The organism is Halomonas sp. IOP_31, from assembly GCF_021151495.1.
GTDB classification, from domain to species: Bacteria; Pseudomonadota; Gammaproteobacteria; order Pseudomonadales; family Halomonadaceae; genus Modicisalibacter; species Modicisalibacter zincidurans.
In genome coordinates, this window is record NZ_JAIRBP010000013.1 from 17,587 (window position 1) to 38,022 (window position 20,436).

At 63.3% G+C, this 20,436-nt stretch carries 17 protein-coding genes and 1 riboswitch; of the genes, 11 read left to right on the forward strand and 6 right to left on the reverse strand.

Annotation, left to right across the window (positions count from 1 at the left end; all coding sequences use genetic code 11):
• Positions 1-26: 26 nt before the first annotated feature.
• The gene (locus tag K7I12_RS08695) at positions 27-1,289 is read right to left on the reverse strand and encodes a NupC/NupG family nucleoside CNT transporter (RefSeq protein ID WP_231663908.1); all 1,263 of its coding nucleotides are present in this window, start codon (positions 1,287-1,289) and stop codon (positions 27-29) included.
• Between the two features lie 246 nt (positions 1,290-1,535).
• On the opposite strand from K7I12_RS08695, the gene K7I12_RS08700 reads away from it, so the two are divergent.
• From K7I12_RS08700 to cyoE, 9 genes are all read left to right on the forward strand, one after another.
• Positions 1,536-4,235: a heavy metal translocating P-type ATPase gene (locus K7I12_RS08700; protein WP_231663909.1), complete on the forward strand. Its 2,700-nt coding sequence runs from the start codon at positions 1,536-1,538 to the stop codon at positions 4,233-4,235.
• Between the two features lie 37 nt (positions 4,236-4,272).
• Entirely contained in the window at positions 4,273-5,031 is a 759-nt protein-coding gene (locus K7I12_RS08705) for a ZIP family metal transporter (RefSeq protein WP_231663910.1), read from the forward strand.
• A gap of 183 nt (positions 5,032-5,214) precedes the next feature.
• On the forward strand, positions 5,215-6,753 hold the full coding sequence (gene lnt / locus K7I12_RS08710; RefSeq protein ID WP_231663911.1) for an apolipoprotein N-acyltransferase: 1,539 nt from the start codon (positions 5,215-5,217) through the stop codon (positions 6,751-6,753).
• A 56-nt stretch (positions 6,754-6,809) separates the two neighbouring features.
• Positions 6,810-7,331, forward strand: coding sequence for a signal peptidase II (gene lspA, locus K7I12_RS08715; RefSeq protein WP_269438610.1), 522 nt, complete (start codon positions 6,810-6,812; stop codon positions 7,329-7,331).
• Positions 7,332-7,684: 353 nt separating this feature from the next.
• Entirely contained in the window at positions 7,685-8,602 is a 918-nt protein-coding gene (gene cyoA / locus K7I12_RS08720) for a ubiquinol oxidase subunit II (RefSeq protein ID WP_031384268.1), read from the forward strand.
• Positions 8,603-8,606: 4 nt separating this feature from the next.
• The gene (cyoB, locus tag K7I12_RS08725; RefSeq protein ID WP_231663914.1) at positions 8,607-10,625 is read left to right on the forward strand and encodes a cytochrome o ubiquinol oxidase subunit I; all 2,019 of its coding nucleotides are present in this window, start codon (positions 8,607-8,609) and stop codon (positions 10,623-10,625) included.
• A gap of 2 nt (positions 10,626-10,627) precedes the next feature.
• Positions 10,628-11,248 (forward strand): cytochrome o ubiquinol oxidase subunit III, encoded by a 621-nt coding sequence (gene cyoC / locus K7I12_RS08730; RefSeq protein ID WP_231663915.1) that lies wholly within the window; start codon positions 10,628-10,630, stop codon positions 11,246-11,248.
• Positions 11,245-11,577, forward strand: a complete 333-nt coding sequence (cyoD, locus tag K7I12_RS08735; protein WP_031384265.1) for a cytochrome o ubiquinol oxidase subunit IV — start codon at positions 11,245-11,247, stop codon at positions 11,575-11,577. Before cyoC ends, cyoD begins: the two co-directional genes overlap by 4 nt.
• On the forward strand, positions 11,570-12,478 hold the full coding sequence (gene cyoE, locus K7I12_RS08740) for a heme o synthase (protein WP_331460580.1): 909 nt from the start codon (positions 11,570-11,572) through the stop codon (positions 12,476-12,478). Before cyoD ends, cyoE begins: the two co-directional genes overlap by 8 nt.
• Before the next feature lie 144 nt (positions 12,479-12,622).
• Here the strand turns inward: cyoE and K7I12_RS08745 are convergent, their stop codons facing one another.
• The 5 genes from K7I12_RS08745 to K7I12_RS08765 form a co-directional block, all read right to left on the reverse strand.
• Complete coding sequence (locus K7I12_RS08745; protein WP_231663916.1) at positions 12,623-13,675, reverse strand: L,D-transpeptidase family protein; 1,053 nt, start codon at positions 13,673-13,675, stop codon at positions 12,623-12,625.
• A gap of 166 nt (positions 13,676-13,841) precedes the next feature.
• Entirely contained in the window at positions 13,842-15,746 is a 1,905-nt protein-coding gene (thiC, locus tag K7I12_RS08750) for a phosphomethylpyrimidine synthase ThiC (protein ID WP_231663917.1), read from the reverse strand.
• Positions 15,747-15,815: 69 nt separating this feature from the next.
• A riboswitch (TPP riboswitch) is annotated at positions 15,816-15,947 on the reverse strand.
• Between the two features lie 136 nt (positions 15,948-16,083).
• The gene (locus K7I12_RS08755; protein ID WP_231663918.1) at positions 16,084-17,028 is read right to left on the reverse strand and encodes a lysophospholipid acyltransferase family protein; all 945 of its coding nucleotides are present in this window, start codon (positions 17,026-17,028) and stop codon (positions 16,084-16,086) included.
• A 9-nt stretch (positions 17,029-17,037) separates the two neighbouring features.
• The gene (locus K7I12_RS08760) at positions 17,038-17,418 is read right to left on the reverse strand and encodes a DUF4870 family protein (protein ID WP_231663919.1); all 381 of its coding nucleotides are present in this window, start codon (positions 17,416-17,418) and stop codon (positions 17,038-17,040) included.
• Between the two features lie 38 nt (positions 17,419-17,456).
• Complete coding sequence (locus K7I12_RS08765; protein ID WP_031384259.1) at positions 17,457-17,840, reverse strand: VOC family protein; 384 nt, start codon at positions 17,838-17,840, stop codon at positions 17,457-17,459.
• A gap of 315 nt (positions 17,841-18,155) precedes the next feature.
• Here K7I12_RS08765 and K7I12_RS08770 point away from each other — a divergent pair, with 315 nt between their 5' ends.
• Together K7I12_RS08770 and K7I12_RS08775 are read left to right on the forward strand one after the other, a co-directional pair.
• The gene (locus K7I12_RS08770; RefSeq protein ID WP_231663920.1) at positions 18,156-19,559 is read left to right on the forward strand and encodes an MFS transporter; all 1,404 of its coding nucleotides are present in this window, start codon (positions 18,156-18,158) and stop codon (positions 19,557-19,559) included.
• A gap of 90 nt (positions 19,560-19,649) precedes the next feature.
• Entirely contained in the window at positions 19,650-20,429 is a 780-nt protein-coding gene (locus tag K7I12_RS08775) for an enoyl-CoA hydratase-related protein (protein WP_231663921.1), read from the forward strand.
• The last annotated feature ends 7 nt before the right edge of the window (positions 20,430-20,436 follow it).

Consider the following 20,436-nt stretch of genomic DNA (forward strand, 5'->3'; position numbering starts at 1 on the left):
CCCGATCCGCCGACCCCGGCGGTGGTTCAGGCCAGGCTGATGAACAGCCCGGCGATCACCGCGGACATCAGGTTGGACAGCGTGCCGGCGAGCACCGCCAAGAGGCCGAAGCTGGCGATCTCGTGGCGGCGGTTGGGGGCCATGCTGCCCAGCCCGCCAAGCAGGATGGCGATCGACGACAGGTTGGCGAAACCGCACAGCGCGAAGGACAGCACCGCCTGAGTGTGCTCGCTCATCACCTGGCCGGTGGATGCCACCATCTGCTCGCCCTCGATGTAGGGGGCCAGATTGATGAAGGCGACGAACTCGTTGACCACCAGTTTCTGGCCGATGAACGAGCCGGCGACGATGGCCTCGTCCCAGGGAATGCCGAGCAGGAAGGCCAGCGGCGCGAACAGCCAGCCGAGAATCATCTCCAGGCTCAGGCTATCCATGCCGAACCAGCCGCCGATGCCGCCGAGCAGGCCGTTGATCAGTGCGATCAACGCGATGAAGGCGAGCAGCATGGCGCCGACATTGGCGGCCAGCAAAAGCCCCGAGGACGCCCCGCCGGCCGCGGCGTCGAGCACGTTGGAGGGTTTGTCCTCGGCCTCGATCTGCTCGACCTGCTGGGTGTCGTCGTTGGGCTTTTCGGTCTCGGGCATGATCAGCTTGGCGAACAGCAGACCGCCCGGGGCCGCCATGAACGAGGCCGCAACCAGATACTCCATGGGAATGCCCAGCGCGGCATAGCCGCCGAGCACCGAGCCGGCCACCGAGGCCAGTCCGCCGCACATCACCGCGAACAGTTCGGAGCGGGTCATGTTGGCGATGAACGGACGCACCACCAGCGGCGCCTCGGTCTGGCCGACGAAGATATTGGCGGTGGCCGACATCGACTCGGTCCGCGAGGTGCCCAGCACCTTCTGCAACGCGCCGCCGAGAAGGCGGATCACCCACTGCATGATGCCCAGGTAATAGAGCACCGCGATCAGCGACGAGAAGAAGATGATCACCGGCAGTACCTTGATGGCGAAGATGAAGCCCACGCCGCTGCCGGGGTCGGCGAGGCTGCCGAACAGAAAGCTGATGCCGTCGTCGGCGTATTGCACGACCTGGTTGACGGCGTCGGAGATGGTCTTGAGCACTGTCTGGCCAAACGGCACATAGAGCACGAAGGCGCCGATACTGGCCTGGATGACGAAGGCGCCACCCACGGTACGCAGCCGGATGGCGCGTCGGTTGCTGGAAAACAGCAGTGCGATCAGAATCAGTACCGCCATCCCGACCAGGCTCATGATAATGGTCATGGGGCTTCCTTTTGTTAACGTCTTGTCAGCTCGAACGGTTCGTCACGCGTCAATGACGACGAGGCTCGCCCATTAGGCCTCAAAGGAAGTTAAATTTCAGCGTGTAGAGGCATTCAGCAGGCTGTCGGACTCCTTGGATGGCAGCGGCTTTGTCAGTGCGCGCATGGCAGCAAGACGGTACGCCTTGATCCTGTAGCCACTAGAGGGTTTAGAGTCGACTCGATCAATGATTTCGAGGTGATTTTCATGACGGCTGAAGTTGGCAAGCAACCCGACAATACCTACCAGTGGACCGTTCAGGGCATGGACTGTCCAAGCTGCGCCGGCAAGATCCGAGGTGCGGTGGAACGCCTGAAAGGCGTTTCCGACGTTCAGGTTTCGGTGATGAAGGAAACGCTGACGCTTGGGCTGGACACGCAACGAACCTCGACGGAGCAAGTCGAGAAGACTGTCAAGCGGCTTGGCTATGGCGTCCAGTTCAAGCCCGCTGCCGCCGGACAGGACAGTGGTCCGGACGAGAGTCATTCACACGGCAGCTGTGACGGTAGCCACGACCACGCCCACGACCACGCCCACGACCACGACCACGACCACGACCACGACCACGACCACGACCACGACCACGACCACGCCCACTGTCATGGACATGATCACGACCATGACCACGATGTGACGATGGCGACAGCCGAGGAGGCCGATACCGAGGGCGCGCTCAGCTGGAAGGTCGGCGGCATGGACTGTGCCAGTTGCGCGGCGAAAATCCGGGGCGGTGTGGAGAAACTCCCGGGTGTCTCCGATGTCAAGGTGTCGGTGATGAACGAGACGCTCACGCTGAAGCTCGATGAGCAGCAGACCTCGCCGGACAGCGTCGAGAAGTCGGTCAAGCGGCTCGGTTACAGTGTGACGCCGCGCACCGCCACAACCGGTAATGGCTCGAATGGCGCCAGCACCACCGCTGACGAGGGCGCCGCCGAGGCGGCATCGGCACCCCCCAAGCGCTGGTTTCAGCATGGCAAGGGCCGGCTGGTGGTCATGACCGGGGCCGTCCTGCTGGCTGCCGTGGCGGTGCGCCTGGTGGTCTCGGAGTCGCTGGCTTATTGGGGCTTCGTCCTGGCCTGCCTGGTCGGGCTGGTCCCGGTCACGCAGCGTGCCTTCGCTGCCGCGCGCGCGGGCATGCCGTTCACCATCGAAATGCTGATGACCATCGCCGCCGGGGGCGCGCTGTTCATCGGTGCCGCCGAGGAAGCGGCGCTGGTGGTCTTCCTGTTCGCCGTCGGCGAAGTGCTTGAAGGGGTAGCGGCGGATCGCGCCCGCTCGAGCATTCGCGCGCTGGGCGACCTGGTGCCCAAGACGGCGCTGGTCGAAGACGCACAGGGGGCGACCCGCAAGGTCAATGCCGCGAATCTGAAGATCGGTCAGGTCGTCGTCGTGCGACCCGGCGACCGGATTCCCGCCGACGGGCAGATCATCGAAGGAACGTCGTCGATCGATGAATCGCCGGTGACCGGCGAATCGGTGCCCAAGAGCAAGACCACGGACGAGTCGGTGTTTGCCGGATCGATCAACAATGATGCCGTGCTGCGCATCGAGGTTACCAAGGCACCTGAGGACAATACCATCGCGCGGATCATTCGCCTGGTGGAAGAAGCACAGGAAGCCCGTGCGCCCACCGAACGCTTCATTGATCGCTTCAGCCGTATCTATATGCCTGCTGTGGTCGGTGTCGCGATACTCGTTGCGATCATTCCACCGCTGTTTTTCGGCGGCGTCTGGGGGGAATGGGTTTATCGTGCGCTGGCGCTGTTGCTGATCGGCTGCCCGTGTGCGCTGGTGATTTCGGTGCCGGCTTCGATCGCCTCGTCGCTGTCCACCGGGGCACGCCGCGGGCTGTTGATGAAGGGCGGTGCGGTGATCGAGTCCACCGCCAAGGCCAGCCTCGTGACCTTTGACAAGACCGGCACCCTGACCGCCGGGAAGCCGGTCGTTACCGACGTGATGGCGGCATCTGATGACCGCGAAGAAGCCGACGTCATTGCCTTGGCCGCCAGCGTCGAGGCCGGCTCCAGCCATCCACTCGCCGAAGCCGTGTTGAACCATGCCGAAGCGCGTCATATCACGTTTTCGCAAGGGACGGACGCGCGCGTCATCGCCGGCCATGGGGTCGAGGCAAGCGTTGACGGCCATCGCAGCTATGTGGGTTCGCCACGCTACGCCGAAGAGCAGGGTGTCCTGACAGAGGCTCTGAAGGCGCGTCTCGCAGCGTTGGAGGAACAGGGCAAGACCGCCGTGGTGGTGTTCCAGGACGGTGCAATCATCGGGCTGATCGCCATGCGCGACGAGCCGCGTGCCGATGCCGCCCAGGGCATCAAGGACCTCCAGGCGCTGGGCATCCGCTCGGTGATGCTGACCGGGGACAATCCGCGTACCGCCAAGGCCATTGCCGATCCGCTGGGCATCGAGTTCCAGGCGGGGCTGCTGCCTGACGACAAGGTCACGGCAATCAAGGGAATGGTCGCTGCGGACCGGGTGATCATGGTGGGCGACGGGATCAACGACGCACCCGCGCTGGCCACCGCCCACGTCGGCGTGGCCATGGGGTCGGGCACCGATGTCGCCCTGGAAACGGCCGACGGGGCCTTGTTGCGGAATCGCGTGACCGACATAGCGACCATGATTCGTCTGGCTCGCGCCTCCATGAACAACATTCGCCAGAACATCACCATCGCGCTGGGCCTGAAGGCGGTCTTCCTGTTGACGACCATGTTTGGCCTGACCGGGTTGTGGGTAGCCATCATGGCCGATACCGGCGCCACCGTGTTGGTGACACTGAATGCGCTGCGTCTGTTAGGCTTCGAGAATCGACAGGGCCCGACACGCGGCGGTGGAGCCTCCGTCAAGGTGTCGCCGGAAAGCTCGGCCCCGCCCGCTTCGCCGGCAAGCGCTTGAAGGCGGATAGCTAGACATCGAACCAGGGAAGGTGATCATGGATAGCATTTGGATGGTGCTTGGCCTGGCGTTGCTTCCAGCGCTGGGAAACTTCGGTGGCGGGCTGGTTGCAGAGCTCTCGCGGACGACCGGGGGGCGTCTCAATTACGCCCTTCATGGCGCCGCCGGCCTGGTCATTGCGGTGGTGGCGGTGGAGATCATGCCGCGTGTACTGGAGAGCCTCTCAGCCTGGCTGATTGCGCTCTCCTTCGCTCTGGGCGGCATTGCTTATATAGGCATCGAGAAACTCGTCGAGGCCATTCAAGGGCGGCAAGACCAGCAGGGAGATAGCGACCAGACGAGCGTCTGGATGATCTATATCGCCGTGTCCATCGACCTGTTCGGCGACGGCCTGCTGGTCGGAGCGGGGTCGGCGGTCTCGCTGTCGGTTGCCTTGATCCTGGCGGTGGGCCAGGTCCTCGCGGATATTCCCGAGGGCTTCACGGCAATTGCCAACATGAAGGACAAGGGGTTTCCGCGCAGCAAGCGCCTGCTGCTTTCTGCCTCCTTTGCGATTCCCGCTCTCTCGGCAGCCGTCTTTGCCTATTTCGTGCTCAGAAACCAACCGGAGGCGTTCAAGTTCGCGGCACTGACATTCACCGCAGGCCTTCTTACGGTTGCCGCCATCGAGGACATGATATCCGAGGCTCATGAAAGCGTCGACGACACCCACGCCTCGCCGCTGGCTTTCGTGGGTGGCTTCGTGCTGTTCGTTCTGGTCTCAGCGGGCCTGGAAGGGGTCTTGCCACAAGGCTGATGTGCCGCGATGGCGCTGCAGCACGACCAGGGTCGACTGACGCGAAGGTGATGCACTGGCGCAACAGCCCTCGCTGCGACATTACGCAGCCACTCCGGACAGCCGAGCGAATGAGTTGACGGGATTTGATCAAGCGGAGCAGAAGCATGAGTGACAGGATAGGTCTTGTCTGCGGAGGCGAGAATGGCTGACGATAACCGCGCGTTATTCTCTGGCCTCTACACGGGCGTGCGCGACAGGCCGCTGCTGAAAGGGCTGCTGGCACTGCTGGCAGGGGGCAGCCTGCCGCTTGCCTTTGCCCCTGTGGGCTGGGCGTGGTTGGCGGTGATCGCGCTGGCTGCGTTTTTTGCCCTGGCCGCGCAGCCTTCGAGGCGCCAGGCGTTGTGGTCGGCCTATCTCTTCGGCCTTGGTTACTTCGGCGTCGGTGTTTCCTGGGTCTTTGTCAGCATCAGCCAATACGGCAATGGCCCCGTGGTGGCCATGCTGGCCACGGCGGCTTTCGTCTCGCTACTCGCCCTCTTCCCCTGGTTTGCCGTGTATCTCGTGCGCCGCCTGTGTCCTGAAATGGATGGAATGGCGCTGTGGCTAGGGCTGCCGGCGGCATGGGTACTGAGTGAATGGATGCGCACCTGGTTCTTGACCGGCTTTCCCTGGTTGTTTGTCGGCTACAGCCAGTCCGATACTTCACTGGCGCTCATCGCGCCGGTGTTCGGGGTGCTTGGGGTAAGTCTTCTGGTGGCATTGCTCGCCGGCGGGCTTGCCTGGATCGTGCTGGGCCCCAGCCTGCGCCGTGTTACGCTGGTCGGTGGCGTGTTGGCCGCCGTTCTCGCCGGTTTGCAACTGCTGGACCGCGAGTGGACGCAGCCAGCCGGCGAGCCGATCGATGCGGCCCTCTTGCAAGGGAACATGGCGCAAGATAAGAAATGGGACCCGGATTACCGGAATGTCACGCTTGAACGCTATAAGGCGCTTACCGAGCAGCAACTCGGGGCCGATATCGTGATCTGGCCGGAAGCGGCGATTCCGGTATGGTATGACCAGGCCACAGAGTATCTGGCGGGACTCGAGGCACTCGCCGACCAGGCCGGCACATCGCTGATGGTAGGTGTTCCGGTACGCGAGGCGGATGGCCGCAACTACAACGCCGTGGTCAGCCTCTCCGATCCGCCGGGGTTCTACTACAAGCGCCACCTGGTGCCTTTTGGCGAGTATGTACCATTTCGGAACTTGTTGGGGTCGGCCCTCGACGTGCTCGGGGCGCCCATGTCCGATTTCACGCCGGGCCGGGAGGCGCCTGTGCTGCAAGCGGCAGGAGTACCCGTCGGGGCCTTCATCTGCTACGAGGCAATCTTTGGTGCCGAGGTCACCGAGCTGCTGCCCGAAGCGCAGCTGTTGGTGAATATCAGCAACGATGCCTGGTTCGGTCGCTCGCTTGGCCCCCTCCAGCACTTCCAGATGGTGCGCATGCGGGCCATCGAAACCGGACGTGATCTGCTCAGGGCTACCAATACGGGTGTCACTGCAGCCATCAGTCATGAAGGCAAGGTGGTCAAGCGTGCGCCGCAATTCGAAGTGGCCACCCTCAACGCCGAGGTTACGCCGCGCACTGGCGCGACCCCTTACGTGCGTTGGCGTGACTGGCCAGTGCTCGGCCTGATCGCACTCGGACTAGGCGTGCTCCTGGTCAGCCGAATCCGCGGGCATCATCGCTCGGATATATGAGGTTTGCCGCTCCGCGGCGAGCAGGGTCTAGATCTGAATCAGGAGGAAAAGGGGATATGGCCACTTATAGCCAGCAGGCTGCGGAGCAAGGCCGCGAGCCGGGAAGGGCCATGCACTGGCTGTGGCTCTCGCTGCTGCTACTGCTGGTGGACCAGGCAAGCAAGTATCTTGCCAGGGTCATGCTCGCGTATGGAGAAAATGTCCCTGTCACCTCCTTTTTCAACTGGACTCATCGTCATAATCCCGGCGCGGCGTTCAGCTTTCTCGCGAATGCCGGTGGCTGGCAGCAGACGTTTTTAATCGGGCTGGCTCTTGTCATCTCGGTGCTGCTGGTGTACTGGCTTTGGCGCTCACCGCGCATACTGAGTTATCGGCTCGCGCTCAGCGTCATCCTCGGCGGGGCGTTGGGCAATGTCATGGATCGCTTACGCTTGGGCTACGTGGAGGACTTTCTCGACTTTCACTACGCTCATTGGCACTGGCCGTCGTTCAACCTGGCGGACGTGTGGATTGTTGTGGGTGCCATCCTGTTTATCTGGACGGAAATACGGCAATCGCCAGACAAGCGTCGTCGCTGACTCCGTTGCCAATCAGCAGTGGCCCTGATCCAGATCAAAGGATTGCGTGACTGTCAAGGCGCGCAACCCTGCGGCAAATCGTCCCTTCTCATGAGTGCTCGATTCGAGCACAATGTCCGCGTTTCGCGGTGTGTGGGCTAGCATGTCGCTCATGCTTGCCGAGTCCAGTCCACGCCGGATTATCGAGCCAGCGCGTCATTTCTAATCAGCCACTGCCCAGCAGTGCCCAGGCGGTCTGCGGTATGCACCGGACAGGCACCTTGGCAACAACGTCGTGCCGACGGCACGCAAGGGTCGTGTTCCTGGCGCACCTGTTGCCGATGGTCGTCTCCATGCTCTGACGAGGTCGAGAGATGAGGAAAAAGAAATACTCCCCCATTTTAACTAGATTGCCGCTATTGCTGCTGCCAGTGCTGTTGAGTGGCTGTAGCTCGGCGCTGATGGATCCGCAGGGCCCCGTCGGGGAAGCGCAGAAGACACTGATCATCACGGCCTTCTTGCTGATGATGATCGTGGTGATTCCGGTCATCGTGATGACCGTCGTCTTCGGCTGGCGTTACCGCGCCAGCAATCTGGCCGCCAAGTACACGCCGGATTGGGCCCACTCGAACAAGATAGAGATCGTCGTCTGGCTCATACCCAGCGTGATCATCCTGATCCTGGCCATCATTACCTGGAAAACCTCGCACTCGCTGGCGCCACAGAAGCCACTCGGGACAAAGGCCGAGACGCTCGAGATCCAGGCCGTCTCGCTGGATTGGAAGTGGCTGTTCATCTACCCCGAGCAGGATATTGCCACGGTCAACGAGGTGGCCATTCCCGTCGACGTGCCCGTTCACTTCCATGTGTCTTCGGGGTCAGTGATGAATTCGTTCTTCATACCCGCCCTGGGTAGTCAGATCTACGCCATGGCGGGCATGGACAACGACGTCAACCTGATCGCCAGTGAGGCGGGTGTCTATGATGGCAGGTCGTCCAACTACAGCGGCGCCGGCTTCTCGAAGATGCTCTTCGACGCAAGGGCAATGCCCCAGGGAGAGTTCGAAGCCTGGGTCGACAAGGTCAAGCAGGCGCCCAAGTCGCTTACATTCAACGACACGTACCCGACGTTGGCGGAACCGTCAACCAATGTTCCGGTGCTCTATTTTTCCGACGTATCGCCCGAGCTCTATCGCAATATCGTCGAGAGCTTCAAAAACGCTGGACGTGAGGCGGGTGGAAACAACGGCGGTGATGGCGAGGCATCCATGAGCGCGGAGGCAGCGGAGTAACATTATGTTCGGAAAACTGAGTCTTGACGATATTCCCTATGATCAGCCAATCCTCGTGGTCACCGCCATCGTTATCGCGCTTGGTGGCCTGGCTATCCTTGGCGGGCTGACGTACACCAAGCGCTGGAAATGGCTGTGGTCGGAGTGGCTGACCACCGTCGATCACAAGAAGCTCGGTATCATGTACTTCCTGGTGGCCCTGGTCATGCTGCTGCGGGGGTTTGCCGACGCCATCATGATGCGTACCCAGCAGGCCATGGCCGCCGGCGGCGCCGAGGGGTATCTACCTCCCGAGCACTATGATCAGATATTCACCGCCCACGGCGTGATCATGATCTTCTTCGTCGCCATGCCCATGGTCATCGGCCTGATGAACCTGGTGGTGCCGCTGCAGATCGGTGCGCGCGATGTCGCCTTCCCGTTCATGAACAACCTGAGCTTCTGGTTGTTCATCGCCGGTGTGGCGTTGACCATGATCTCGCTGTTCGTCGGTGAGTTCGCCAAGACTGGCTGGCTGGCCTACGCGCCCTTGTCGGGGATCAAGTACAGTCCCGGCGTGGGGGTCGATTACTGGATATGGGGGCTGCAGATATCGGGAATCGGTACCACGCTGACCGGTATCAATTTCTTCGTCACCATTCTCAAGATGCGCACCAAAGGCATGACGCTGTTCCGCATGCCGATCTTCACCTGGACAGCGCTGTCCACCAACGTGCTGATCATTCTGTCCTTCCCGATTCTGACCGCGACCATCGCGTTGCTGACCCTTGATCGTTACCTGGGGATGAATTTCTTCACCAACGACATGGGCGGCAATATAATGATGTACGTCAACCTCATCTGGGCCTGGGGCCACCCTGAGGTGTACATCCTGATTCTGCCGGCGTTCGGGGTGTTCTCCGAGGTCGTCGCGACGTTTACCAAGAAACGCCTGTTCGGCTACACCACCATGGTCTGGGCCACAGCGGTCATTGCCTTTCTGTCGTTCACTGTCTGGTTGCACCACTTCTTCACCATGGGCGCGGGCGCCGATGTCAACTCCTTCTTCGGGATCGCGACGATGATCATCGCCATTCCGACCGGGGTGAAGATCTTCAACTGGCTGTTCACCATGTACCGTGGCCGGCTGTCGTTCACGTCACCGGTGCTGTGGACGATCGGCTTCATCATTACCTTCACCATCGGTGGGATGACCGGTGTGATGCTGTCGATTCCTGCGGCCAACTATGTGCTGCACAACAGCCTGTTCGTCATCGCCCACTTCCATAACGTCATCATCGGTGGCGTGGTGTTCGGCATGATGGCGGGGATGACTTACTGGTTCCCGAAGGCCTTCGGATTCACGCTCAACGAAAAATGGGGCAAGCGTTCCTTCTGGTTCTGGATCACCGGTTTCTATGTGGCCTTCATGCCGCTTTACGTGCTGAGCTTCTTCGGTGCCATGCGTCGCATGCAGTCTTACGCCAATCCCGACTGGCAGCCGTACTTTATCGTGGCCTGGGTGGGGGCGATACTGATCCTGCTGGGCATCGCCTGCACCGCCATCCAGTTCGTCGTGAGTGTTCGCGATCGCAAGAAGAATGTGGATATCACCGGCGACCCGTGGGATGGCCGGACACTCGAGTGGGCGACATCGTCACCGGCGCCGCACTATAACTTCGCGCATCTGCCGCATGTCGAATCTCGCGATGCTTTCTGGGAACTCAAGAAGCACGGCAAGTTCGAGCAGTCAGCACCGCCCTATGAAGATATTCACATGCCCAGAAATACGGCGGCGGGCCCGATCATCGGCGCGTTCAGTATCGCCTTCGGCTTTGCGTTGGTCTGGCATATATGGTGGCTTGTCGGCGTGGGTGCCGCGGGCATGTTCATCGCCTTCATGATGCGGGTCTTCAATGACGACATTGACTACTACATTCCGGCGGCGGAAGTCGAGCGGATCGAGAAAGAGCACCATGCACGACTTGTCAATGCCGGCAGCGATGCCCGTAACGAGGATGATAACCTGGGGGTGCAGGCGTAATCATGGCAACCGATACTCTTAACAAGCACGACGCTCATGCCCAGTCCGGGCATGAGCACCACGATGCCTCAGAGATAAAGCAGTTTGGTTTCTGGGTCTATCTGATGAGCGACCTGGTAATCTTCGGGGTGCTGTTCGCCACCTATGGTGTGCTCTTTTCGGGCACGGCGGGCGGCCCGACACCGGACGAGATCTTCAATCTGCCGTTGATCCTGGTCAACACCCTTCTGCTGCTGGTGAGCAGCTTCACCTTCGGCATGGCGGTGCTGGCGATGAACGCCGACCGTGTATCGCAGGTCAAGGTCTGGCTGGTGGCCACTTTCCTGCTGGGCGCCGGCTTTATCGGCCTGGAACTCTACGAGTTCACGGAGTTGATACTCGAGGGCTTTGGGCCTGATCGCAGCGCTTTCCTGTCGGCCTTCTTCACGCTGGTGGGGACCCATGGTCTGCACGTGACCTTTGGTCTGATCTGGATCCTGGTGATGCTGGTCCAGTTGCAGACCAAGGGCCTGAACGAGATGACACGATCGAGGATCATGTGCCTGAGTCTGTTCTGGCACTTCCTGGATATCGTCTGGATCTGCGTTTTCTCCCTGGTCTATTTGATAGGAGTCCTGATATGAGCGGACAAGCCTCTCACGATCAGCACAGTCATGGCAGTGTGCGTTCTTATGTGATCGGTCTGATCGTTTCTCTCGTGCTGACCGCGATACCGTTCGCGCTCGTCATGACAGGCGCTTTCAGTACCTTGACGACGGTGCTCACCATCCTGGTGACGGCCGTGTTCCAGATCGCGGTGCAGCTGGTGCTGTTCATGCACCTGAACGCCAAGGCGGACGAGGGTTGGAAACTCGCGACATTGGTCTTCACCGTGGCGATCCTGATCCTGATTGTCGGCGGTTCGATATGGATCATGCGCCAATTGCATGCGAACGTGATGCTCGGTGGGTAAGTCGTTTCAGGTGAAAGCCAGGGCGTTTGTTTCCCTCACCAAGCCCGGGATCATCTTCGGCAATCTGATTTCCGTGGCCGGGGGCTTCTTCCTGGCCTCGCAGGGCAACGTGGACTTCGTGCTCCTGTTGGCCACGGTGGTGGGCATTGCGCTGGTGATCGCTTCCGGCTGTGCGTTCAACAACTATATCGATCGCGATATCGACCGGCTGATGGAGCGCACCCAGGACAGGGTACTGGTTCAGGGGCTGGTGTCGCCCCGAGCGACGCTGGTCTTCGCCACGTTGCTGGGGCTGGCCGGCTTCGGTGTGCTGTACATCGGCACCACGCCGACGGCCCTGCTGTTCGCGGCGATCGGCTTCGCGATCTATGTGGGCGCCTACAGCCTCTATCTGAAGCGCCACTCCGAGTACGGTACGTTGATCGGCAGCCTGTCGGGAGCGACACCGCCGGTGGTCGGTTACTGCGCGGTCAGCAACGAGTTCGACCTGGGTGCGCTGACGCTGCTGCTGATCTTCTGCCTGTGGCAGATGCCGCACTCCTACGCGATCGCCATCTTCCGTTTCAAGGACTATCGCGCTGCATCGATTCCGGTGCTGCCGGTCATTCGAGGTGTGCAAACCGCCAAGCACTATATCGCCGGCTATATCGTCGCGTTCCTCGCGGCGACGCTGCTGCTCAGCGTCGCCGGCTATGCGGGCTATGGCTATCTCATCGTCGCCGCGGCGATGGGCGGCTACTGGCTGTACATGGCGCTGGCCGGTTTTCGCACGACCAACGACGAGGCATGGGCGAAGAAGGTCTTCATCTTCTCGATCTTCACCATTACCGCCTTGAGCGTGATGATGGCCATCGATTTCCAGCTACCCGGTGCGCCGGTGTTATGGACCTCGTTACGCTGAGACGCGCATCGCTGACAAGCTATAGCGTCTCCGCACCAGGAGCGTCTCCGTACCAGGAGTGTCTGCGAACGAACCAAGCCACACGCGAGCGTGTGGCTTGGTTCGTGGTGCGCCAGGCATGGCTCACGTCTAATTCGGCGAGGTCTACTCCGGCGGAGTCTGGGCTGAACTGGTTGCCACTTGGCTGTAGAGTGACGCCAGCGGCGGCTCGGGCAGCGGGAAGGGGCGGCCGGCGAGCGACAGTGCGGCGGGCATGCCGTCGGGGGCTTCGAGCTGCTGTTTCAGGCGGCGATAATCGACCAGGAAACGCCGGCCGGCCGCTGCCTGAGTCGCGGCATCCAGGGCTTCGTCGAGGCGTGCATCGGCGTTGTCGGCGCCGGCCTGAGCGGGGTAGACCTCGGGGTAGACCTGGGCATGGAGGATGCCGGCGTTATCCCAGCCGAACTTGACCGGCTGGTTGATCAGGCGCACCGAGGTACCGACCGGGACGCGATAAATCAGATCGGCGATATCCTCCGGCAGCATACGGATACAGCCATGAGAGACGCGCATGCCCACCCCGGCCGGGCGGTTGGTGCCGTGGATCAGATAGCCCGGTATACCGAGGATCATGGCATATTTGCCCAACGGGTTGTCGGGCCCGGCGGGGATGACGGAAGGCAGCTTTTTACCGTTTTTGGCGCTTTCCTCGATGACGCTCTGCGGCGGATACCAGGCGGGATCCTCGACCTTGGCGGTGATCGTCGTGCGGCCGAGCGGGGTTTGCCAGTCCATGCGGCCGATGCCGATGGGATAGGTCTCGACACGGGGCGTCTCGCCCTTCGCGGTGTCCGGATAGTAATACAGCCGCATCTCGGCCAGGTTGATGACGATACCCTCGCGCGGACCCGGCGGGAGGATGAAGCGGGTGGGCACCACCACCTCGGTGCCTTCGCCCGGCACCCAGACATTGGTCTCGGGGTTGGCCAGGACCATGGGGTTGTAGCCGACGCCATTGCGCAGGCCGATATCGATTAGAGTCTCCTCACCGCTGGCCTCGACGGTCCGTATCTGGCCGACGATGTCACTCGATTCGGGCAATGGGTAATGGCCCACCGGCTCGTTGGCCGGGGTCTCTACCTGGGCCATGGTCAGCCGCGACAGCGCCAGCAAACCCACCAGTAGACCGAGCGTCTTGCCGCCTAGTGTCTTGTGCATCCTGATTTCCTTTGTGTGCCGGTAGCCATCCGGTGTGTCATCGCGGGTACGCTATACCAACCCGCGTTCCGGGTCCATGGCAAGGCGCTTCGAGAGTCCGAACCAAAGACGCCGCGCGACTGGTGTGGTCGGCGCGGCGCGGTGTCGTCAGAGGTCGACGCGGCGCTCAGACGTCGCGATAGAGCTCGCCGCCCTGCTCGCGGAATCGCTCGGCTTGTTCTTCCATGCCTTTGATCACCGCTTGCCGGTCGCCGTCCAGGCCGTGTTCGGTTGCATAGTCGCGGACCTCCTGGCTGATCTTCATCGAGCAGAACTTGGGACCGCACATGGAGCAGAAGTGCGCCACCTTGGCCGAGTCCTTGGGCAGGGTCTCGTCGTGGTATTTCCGCGCGGTGTCCGGGTCGAGGCCGAGGTTGAACTGATCCTCCCAGCGGAACTCGAAGCGCGCCTTGGACAAGGCGTTGTCGCGCCTCTGTGCGGCCGGATGACCCTTGGCGAGATCCGCCGCGTGGGCGGCGATCTTGTAGGTGATGATGCCGGTCTTGACGTCGTCCTTGTCGGGCAGGCCCAGGTGCTCCTTGGGCGTGACGTAGCAGAGCATCGCGCAGCCGTACCAGCCGATCATCGCCGCGCCAATGCCGGAGGTGATGTGATCATAGCCCGGGGCGATGTCGGTGGTCAGCGGGCCGAGGGTGTAGAAGGGCGCCTCGTCGCAATACTCGAGCTGCTTGTCCATGTTCTCCTTGATCAGCTGCATGGGCACGTGGCCGGGGCCCTCGATCATCACCTGGACGTCGTGCTGCCAGGCGATGCGGGTCAGCTCGCCCAGGGTCTCGAGCTCGGCGAACTGGGCCTCGTCGTTGGCGTCGGCCACCGAGCCCGGGCGCAGGCCATCGCCCAGCGAGAAGGCGACGTCATAGCGCTTGCAGATCTCGCAGATCTCCTCGAAGTGCTCGTAGAGGAAGCTCTCGCGATGGTGGTAGAGGCACCACTTGGCCATGATCGAGCCGCCGCGGGAGACGATGCCGGTGACGCGCCTGGCGGTGAGCGGCACGTAGCGCAGCAGCACGCCGGCGTGGATGGTGAAGTAGTCGACGCCCTGTTCAGCCTGTTCGATCAGGGTGTCGCGGAAGATTTCCCAGGTCAGGTCCTCGGCTGCACCCTTGACCTTCTCCAGCGCCTGGTAGATCGGTACGGTGCCGATGGGCACCGGGGCATTGCGGATGATCCACTCGCGGGTCTCGTGGATGTTGGCGCCGGTGGACAGATCCATGATGGTGTCGGCACCCCAGCGGATGCCCCAGGTCATCTTGTCGACCTCTTCCTCGATGGAGGAGGTGACCGCCGAGTTGCCCAGATTGCCGTTGATCTTCACCAGGAAGTTGCGGCCGATAATCATCGGCTCGGATTCCGGATGGTTGATGTTGCAGGGAATGATCGCCCGGCCCGCGGCAACCTCATCGCGCACGAATTCCGGGGTGATCTCCTCGGGCAGGCGGGCGCCGAAATTTTCGCCCGGGTGCTGGTGGCCGAGTATCCGTTCGACTTCTTCGGTACCTGCGTACTTTGTAGAGAGTGCTTGCCGGCGCTGGTTCTCGCGAAGGGCAATAAACTCCATTTCCGGGGTGACGATACCTTGACGGGCGTAGTGCAGTTGGGTGACGTTGCGCCCGGGCTTGGCGCGCCGTGGCGTACGCGTCAGGTCGAAGCGCAGCGGGGCCAGCGTCGGGTCGTTGGCGCGGCGGTGGCCATACTCGGAGGTGGGGCCGTCGAGCCGCTCGCTGTCGTCGCGCTCGTCGATCCAGGCGCGGCGTAGCTCGGCAAGGCCTTGGCGCAGGTCGATGTGGGCGTCGGGGTCGGTGTAGGGGCCGGAGGTGTCGTAGACCAGCAGCGGCGGATTGGCTTCATCGACGCCGGAAGTCGTGGTTGGTGCGAGGCTGATCTCACGCAACGGCACGCGGATGTCGGGACGCGTACCCTCGACGTAGATCTTGCGCGATCCGGGCAAGGCCTGGATGGCCGCTTCGTCGACTTGGGCCGTTTCGGCGAGGAAGTGGGTGGTCTTGCTCATGGTGTTCTCCCTTGGGTAGGCGCTGTCAGGGAGGACCGCCGGGAGGACAGAGGCAGGCCGATGGAATCCGGCTGCATGTCGCTTGATCCCTACGCTGGTCCTAGCCAGTTCAGGTTCAACGGGCCCCGCCATGACGCCACGGCGTATTGCCGTGCCATAAGGCGATCTCAGCCGGTTCCACCGGCACCCCGTCAAGCGTGTGCGGGAACGCGCCCGCACAGTCGGCAGTGTGGGTAACGCCGCGGCGCCGGTCAAGCGGTGTGCGAAAGGAAGGCGACCTTCGCGCCGCGTGCGACAGCAAGGCCCGGCATCATGCGCCCCAAGTAGCCGTGCGGGTTCAGCGATAGAGCCGGTGGCGGCGGTAGTCGCTGCGCTGTTGCTGCTCTTCGGGGGTCTTGCGGTAGCGCTTGTATTCCCACTGATACTGCGCCGGATCGAGGGCGATCGCCGCCTCGACGCTGACATTGACGCCGCGTGCGGCGATGGCCTCGTCGGCATCGTAGACGCGCTCGTCGGCGGCGAGGAAATGGATCTCGAACCCCTGTGGCTGGCCTTCGCCGGCTTGTCGGCGGCGGGCCACGCCGGTGACCACTCGGGCCTGGGTGCGCGCCACCAGCTTGGGCAGCAGGGTGCCGGTATAGGCCGGGCGATGAAAGAAATCGGCGAATACCCCGCCCCGCCAGTCGGGCTCCTGGTCGGGCAGGATGCCCACCGCCTCGCTACGCTTGAGCGCCTTGAGCAGCGCGGCGACGCCACGTGAATTGGTGGGCACCAAGGCCGCGCCCATGCGCTCGCGGCCCTGGCGGATCAGCGGATCGAGCTCGGCGATCTTGGGCGGCTCGTACATCGCCGTGAACGGGAAGTGTGCGGACAGCCAGAAGTTGAGGACTTCCCAGTTGCCGAAATGCGGCGCCAGCACGACCACCCCGCGGCCCTCGGCGCGGGCCTCGTCGAGCAGCTCGCGGCCGTGCACGGCCTGGATCGAGGCCTCGACCCGGGCCGGATCGGCCATCCAGGCGAAGCCCAGCTCGAGCATCGTCGCGGTGGAATGACGGAGGCTGTCGCGCGCCAGGTGAGCGCGCCGCGATTCGTCGAACTGGGGGTAGACCTCGCGCAGGTTGATATCGGTCACCTTGCGCTCGCGGGCGCTGAAGCGATAGACCAGCGGCCCCAACCGGCGCGCCAGACGCCACAGCGTGATGGGCCGGGCATGCGACAGCAGGCGCCACAGGGCGGCGATCAAGCGCGCTTGCAAGGCGCTGGGGTCGGTTCGGTCACTCATGCCGTCACGCTACCACAGCCAGGTTTCGATATTGCTCGGCGCGCGCTTTTCCTGAAGGCCCTTGAAGCCCTTGACGCAGCGCACGATCAGCCAGATCGCCAAGCCCAGCATCAGGATCAGACCGATGCCGATCAGCGACAGCAGCGCGGCGACGATGGCATACAGCAGGCCGATCCAGAAGGTGCGGATCTGGTAGCGGTAATGCCCATCCAGCCACGGCGGGCCCTTGCCGCGATACACGTAGGCGATGATCACCCCGACGATCGGCGTGATGCCGGCCACGAAGCCGGCCAGCAGCAACGCGTAGACCACCATGGCCATGGTGGTGTCGGCAGGCTGCGGGGCTTCGTCGGCGAACGTTTCGGGGCTGTCGAAAAGCGGATCGGCCATGACGGATCTCCAGGTCGATGAAGGCGGGGGGATGGAAACTATTGACGATCGGGGCGGCACAGTTCGATCAGGTTGTTGTCAGGATCGCGCAGATACAGCGAGACGATCGGCCCGCCGGCGCCCTGACGGGCCACCGGGCCGGTCTCGACCTGAATGGCCAGGGCATCGAGGTGCGCCTGTACCTCGTCGAGCGGCAGCAGGCTGCGAAAGCAGATGTCCAGGCTGCCGGGCATCGGGCAGCCGGCGCGCGGCGCGATCGAGGTATCGACCGGATGCAGGCGCAGGGCGATGTCGCCGAGCACCAGGTCGACGCGCTCGGCGTCGCGATAGCGCGCCTCCAGCCCCAGCACCCGGGTGTAGAAATCCACCGCCCGGGGGATGTCGGTGACGGTGACGACCAGATGGTCCAGGCCCGCTAGCATTGGCATGTTCCTCATGGGCTTTCATGGCTGCGCAGCCGCCGGTCGGCGACGGCGACCCGGCTTGTTCTCGGTATTCCAGCATACGCTGATACGCGCGTCGCTGTCCCGCGTCACCGAGTGACCAGTGGCATGAATCGCCAACCGCTAATACGCTGTGACAACGGGCGGTGCTGGCCGCGCAAAAATGCTTTGTTGCCGGCAGGCGCCGGCGTATAGTCCCCGCGAAATTGCGCTACTTCCATGACAGCGTTGTCCGTCTGGCGTTCCACATTGGCGTGGCACCGCCGTTACCATCGATCGTGAGGCACCCATTTCATGTCGCCCCAGTTACTGGCCATGGCCCTGGCTCCCCTGTTGGGCCTTTTCATCCTGGGGATTGGCAACGGCTTTCTGGCAACGCTGATCACCCTGCGTCTGGACGCCGCCGGCGCCTCGGCGGTAGTGATCGGCTGGGTCTCGTCGGCGTATTTCATCGGCCTGGCGATCGGTGCGCTGCTCAACGACCGCCTGTTGCTGCGCATCGGCCACATCCGTGCCTATGCCTGCTTCGCCTCGTTGGTGGCGGTGACCGTGCTGCTGGCGGGGTTATGGCTGAATCCCTGGTCGTGGTTCGTGCTGCGGCTGATCGGCGGCTGGGCGACGGTGGGTGTGTATCTGGTCATCGAGAGCTGGCTGCTGACCGCCTCCGATACCCGGGTGCGCGGTCGGCTACTGGCGCTGTACATGATTTCGCTGTATGCCGCCGGGGTGATCGGCCAACTGCTGCTGGGGGTGACCGATGCCGCCGGCGCGCAGGTGCCGTTCATGGTGATCGGGCTGCTGGCGTCGCTGTCGGTGCTGCCGATGGCGATGATTCCGCGGGTCTCGCCGCTGCTCGAGCACGCCGAGCCGCTGCCGCCGTTGCGCCTGATCATGCTCACCCCGACCGGGGTGATGGGCTGCTTCGGCTCGGGATTGGCGGTCGCCGCGCTCTATTCGCTGCTGCCGCTCTACCTGCAGCGCAGCGGATTCAGCGTTCAGCACATCGGCCAGATGATGGCGGTGATGGTGCTCGGCGGCATGTTGCTGCAATACCCCATCGGCCGCTGGTCCGACCGCCATGACCGCCAGCTGGTGCTGATCCTGATCGGCATCGCCAGCCTGGCGCTGTCGCTGGGCGCGCTGTCGCTGGCCGACTGGCCGTGGCTGCTGGCCGGCGTGCTGTTCCTGCTCGGCGGCGGCGTGTTCGCGCTCTATCCGGTGGCGGTGAGCCACGCCGCCGACCGCGCCCCGGCCGGTGCGCTGGTGCGCATGAGCCAGGGGCTGTTGCTGATTAATGCACTGGGTTCGACGCTCAGCCCGCCGTTGATCTCGCCGATCATGGCGACCCTCGGCGACGCCGGGCTGTTCTGGTCGTTGGCCGCGCTGGGCGCGGCGCTGACGCTGTTCTTCACCTGGCGGCGCAGCCGCCGTCCCGCGCCGCTGCCGGTGGCGCCGTTCACGCCCAACCCGCCGCAGACGGTGGTGGGCGCCGAGCTCAGCGTGACCGACGAGCTGGTGCGGGGAGCGATCGATCACGAGCACGCCGAGGATCTGTCGCAGGCGGTGCCCGACGTGGATGTCGCCGCGCCGCTGGTCGGCCCGCCGCCGCCGACTGCCTCGCAACCGCCGCCTGGCGAGCCCGCGCGCGAGGCGCACAGGGCCGAATTCGAGCAAGAGACCGGCGACTGGCGCAGTTAGCGATACCCGAGTAGACCGCCGATAGTGCAATGTCGGGCGCAGCGCGATGCGGTTATGCTGAAGCTGGATACCCCAATCGCGGAGGACGGCATGAGCGAGGCATTGGTTAGCGTCAACGAGCACAGCGGCGTGGCCCGGTTGACGCTGAATCGACCCAAGGCGCTGAACGCGCTGAACAGCGAGTTGCTCGGCGAGCTCGAGCGGGTGCTCGACGACCTGGCCGCACGCGACGACTTGCGCGCGGTGCTGATCACCGGCGCCGGCGACAAGTCCTTCGTCGCCGGGGCGGACATCGCCGAGATGCGCGACAAGAGCCCCGACGAAGCGCGCGACTTCGCCAGCCAGGCGTTGGCGACCTTCAAGCGTCTCGAGCGCCTGCCGGTGCCGGTCGTCGCGCTGGTCAACGGCTTCTGCCTGGGTGGTGGCTGCGAACTGGCGCTGGCCTGCGACTGGGCGGTGGCCAGCGACAACGCGCTGTTCGGCCAGCCCGAGGTGCTGCTCGGGGTGATTCCCGGCTTCGGCGGCACCCAGCGGCTGCCACGGCGTATCGGCCCGGCGATGGCGCTCGATCTGATCACCACCGGGCGCAAGATCGATGCCCAGGAAGCGCTACGCGTCGGCCTGGTCAACCGCGTGGTGCCGCAAGCGGAGCTCGAGACGCTGGCCGAGGAATTGACCCGGCAACTCGGCGCCAACGGGCCGCAGGCGATCCGTGCCGCCAAGCAGGCCATTCACGCCGGCCAGGGTCAGCATCTGGACAGCGCACTGGCGCTGGAAACCAGCCTGTTCGCACTGGGTTTCGCCGGCCCCGAGCAGCGCGAAGGGATGAGTGCTTTCCTGGACAAGCGCCCGCCCGACTTCCAGCGCTGACCCCGCA

Excerpts from the sequence above, each read along its gene's own strand:
- K7I12_RS08695 (WP_231663908.1), bottom strand. The coding sequence starts at position 1,289 with ATGACCATTATCATGAGCCTGGTCGGGATGGCGGTACTGATTCTGATC.
- K7I12_RS08700 (WP_231663909.1), top strand. The coding sequence starts at position 1,536 with ATGACGGCTGAAGTTGGCAAGCAACCCGACAATACCTACCAGTGGACC.
- K7I12_RS08705 (WP_231663910.1), top strand. The coding sequence starts at position 4,273 with ATGGATAGCATTTGGATGGTGCTTGGCCTGGCGTTGCTTCCAGCGCTG.
- lnt (WP_231663911.1), top strand. The coding sequence starts at position 5,215 with ATGGCTGACGATAACCGCGCGTTATTCTCTGGCCTCTACACGGGCGTG.
- lspA (WP_269438610.1), top strand. The coding sequence starts at position 6,810 with ATGGCCACTTATAGCCAGCAGGCTGCGGAGCAAGGCCGCGAGCCGGGA.
- cyoA (WP_031384268.1), top strand. The coding sequence starts at position 7,685 with ATGAGGAAAAAGAAATACTCCCCCATTTTAACTAGATTGCCGCTATTG.
- cyoB (WP_231663914.1), top strand. The coding sequence starts at position 8,607 with ATGTTCGGAAAACTGAGTCTTGACGATATTCCCTATGATCAGCCAATC.
- cyoC (WP_231663915.1), top strand. The coding sequence starts at position 10,628 with ATGGCAACCGATACTCTTAACAAGCACGACGCTCATGCCCAGTCCGGG.
- cyoD (WP_031384265.1), top strand. The coding sequence starts at position 11,245 with ATGAGCGGACAAGCCTCTCACGATCAGCACAGTCATGGCAGTGTGCGT.
- K7I12_RS08745 (WP_231663916.1), bottom strand. The coding sequence starts at position 13,675 with ATGCACAAGACACTAGGCGGCAAGACGCTCGGTCTACTGGTGGGTTTG.
- thiC (WP_231663917.1), bottom strand. The coding sequence starts at position 15,746 with ATGAGCAAGACCACCCACTTCCTCGCCGAAACGGCCCAAGTCGACGAA.
- K7I12_RS08755 (WP_231663918.1), bottom strand. The coding sequence starts at position 17,028 with ATGAGTGACCGAACCGACCCCAGCGCCTTGCAAGCGCGCTTGATCGCC.
- K7I12_RS08760 (WP_231663919.1), bottom strand. The coding sequence starts at position 17,418 with ATGGCCGATCCGCTTTTCGACAGCCCCGAAACGTTCGCCGACGAAGCC.
- K7I12_RS08765 (WP_031384259.1), bottom strand. The coding sequence starts at position 17,840 with ATGCTAGCGGGCCTGGACCATCTGGTCGTCACCGTCACCGACATCCCC.
- K7I12_RS08770 (WP_231663920.1), top strand. The coding sequence starts at position 18,156 with ATGTCGCCCCAGTTACTGGCCATGGCCCTGGCTCCCCTGTTGGGCCTT.
- K7I12_RS08775 (WP_231663921.1), top strand. The coding sequence starts at position 19,650 with ATGAGCGAGGCATTGGTTAGCGTCAACGAGCACAGCGGCGTGGCCCGG.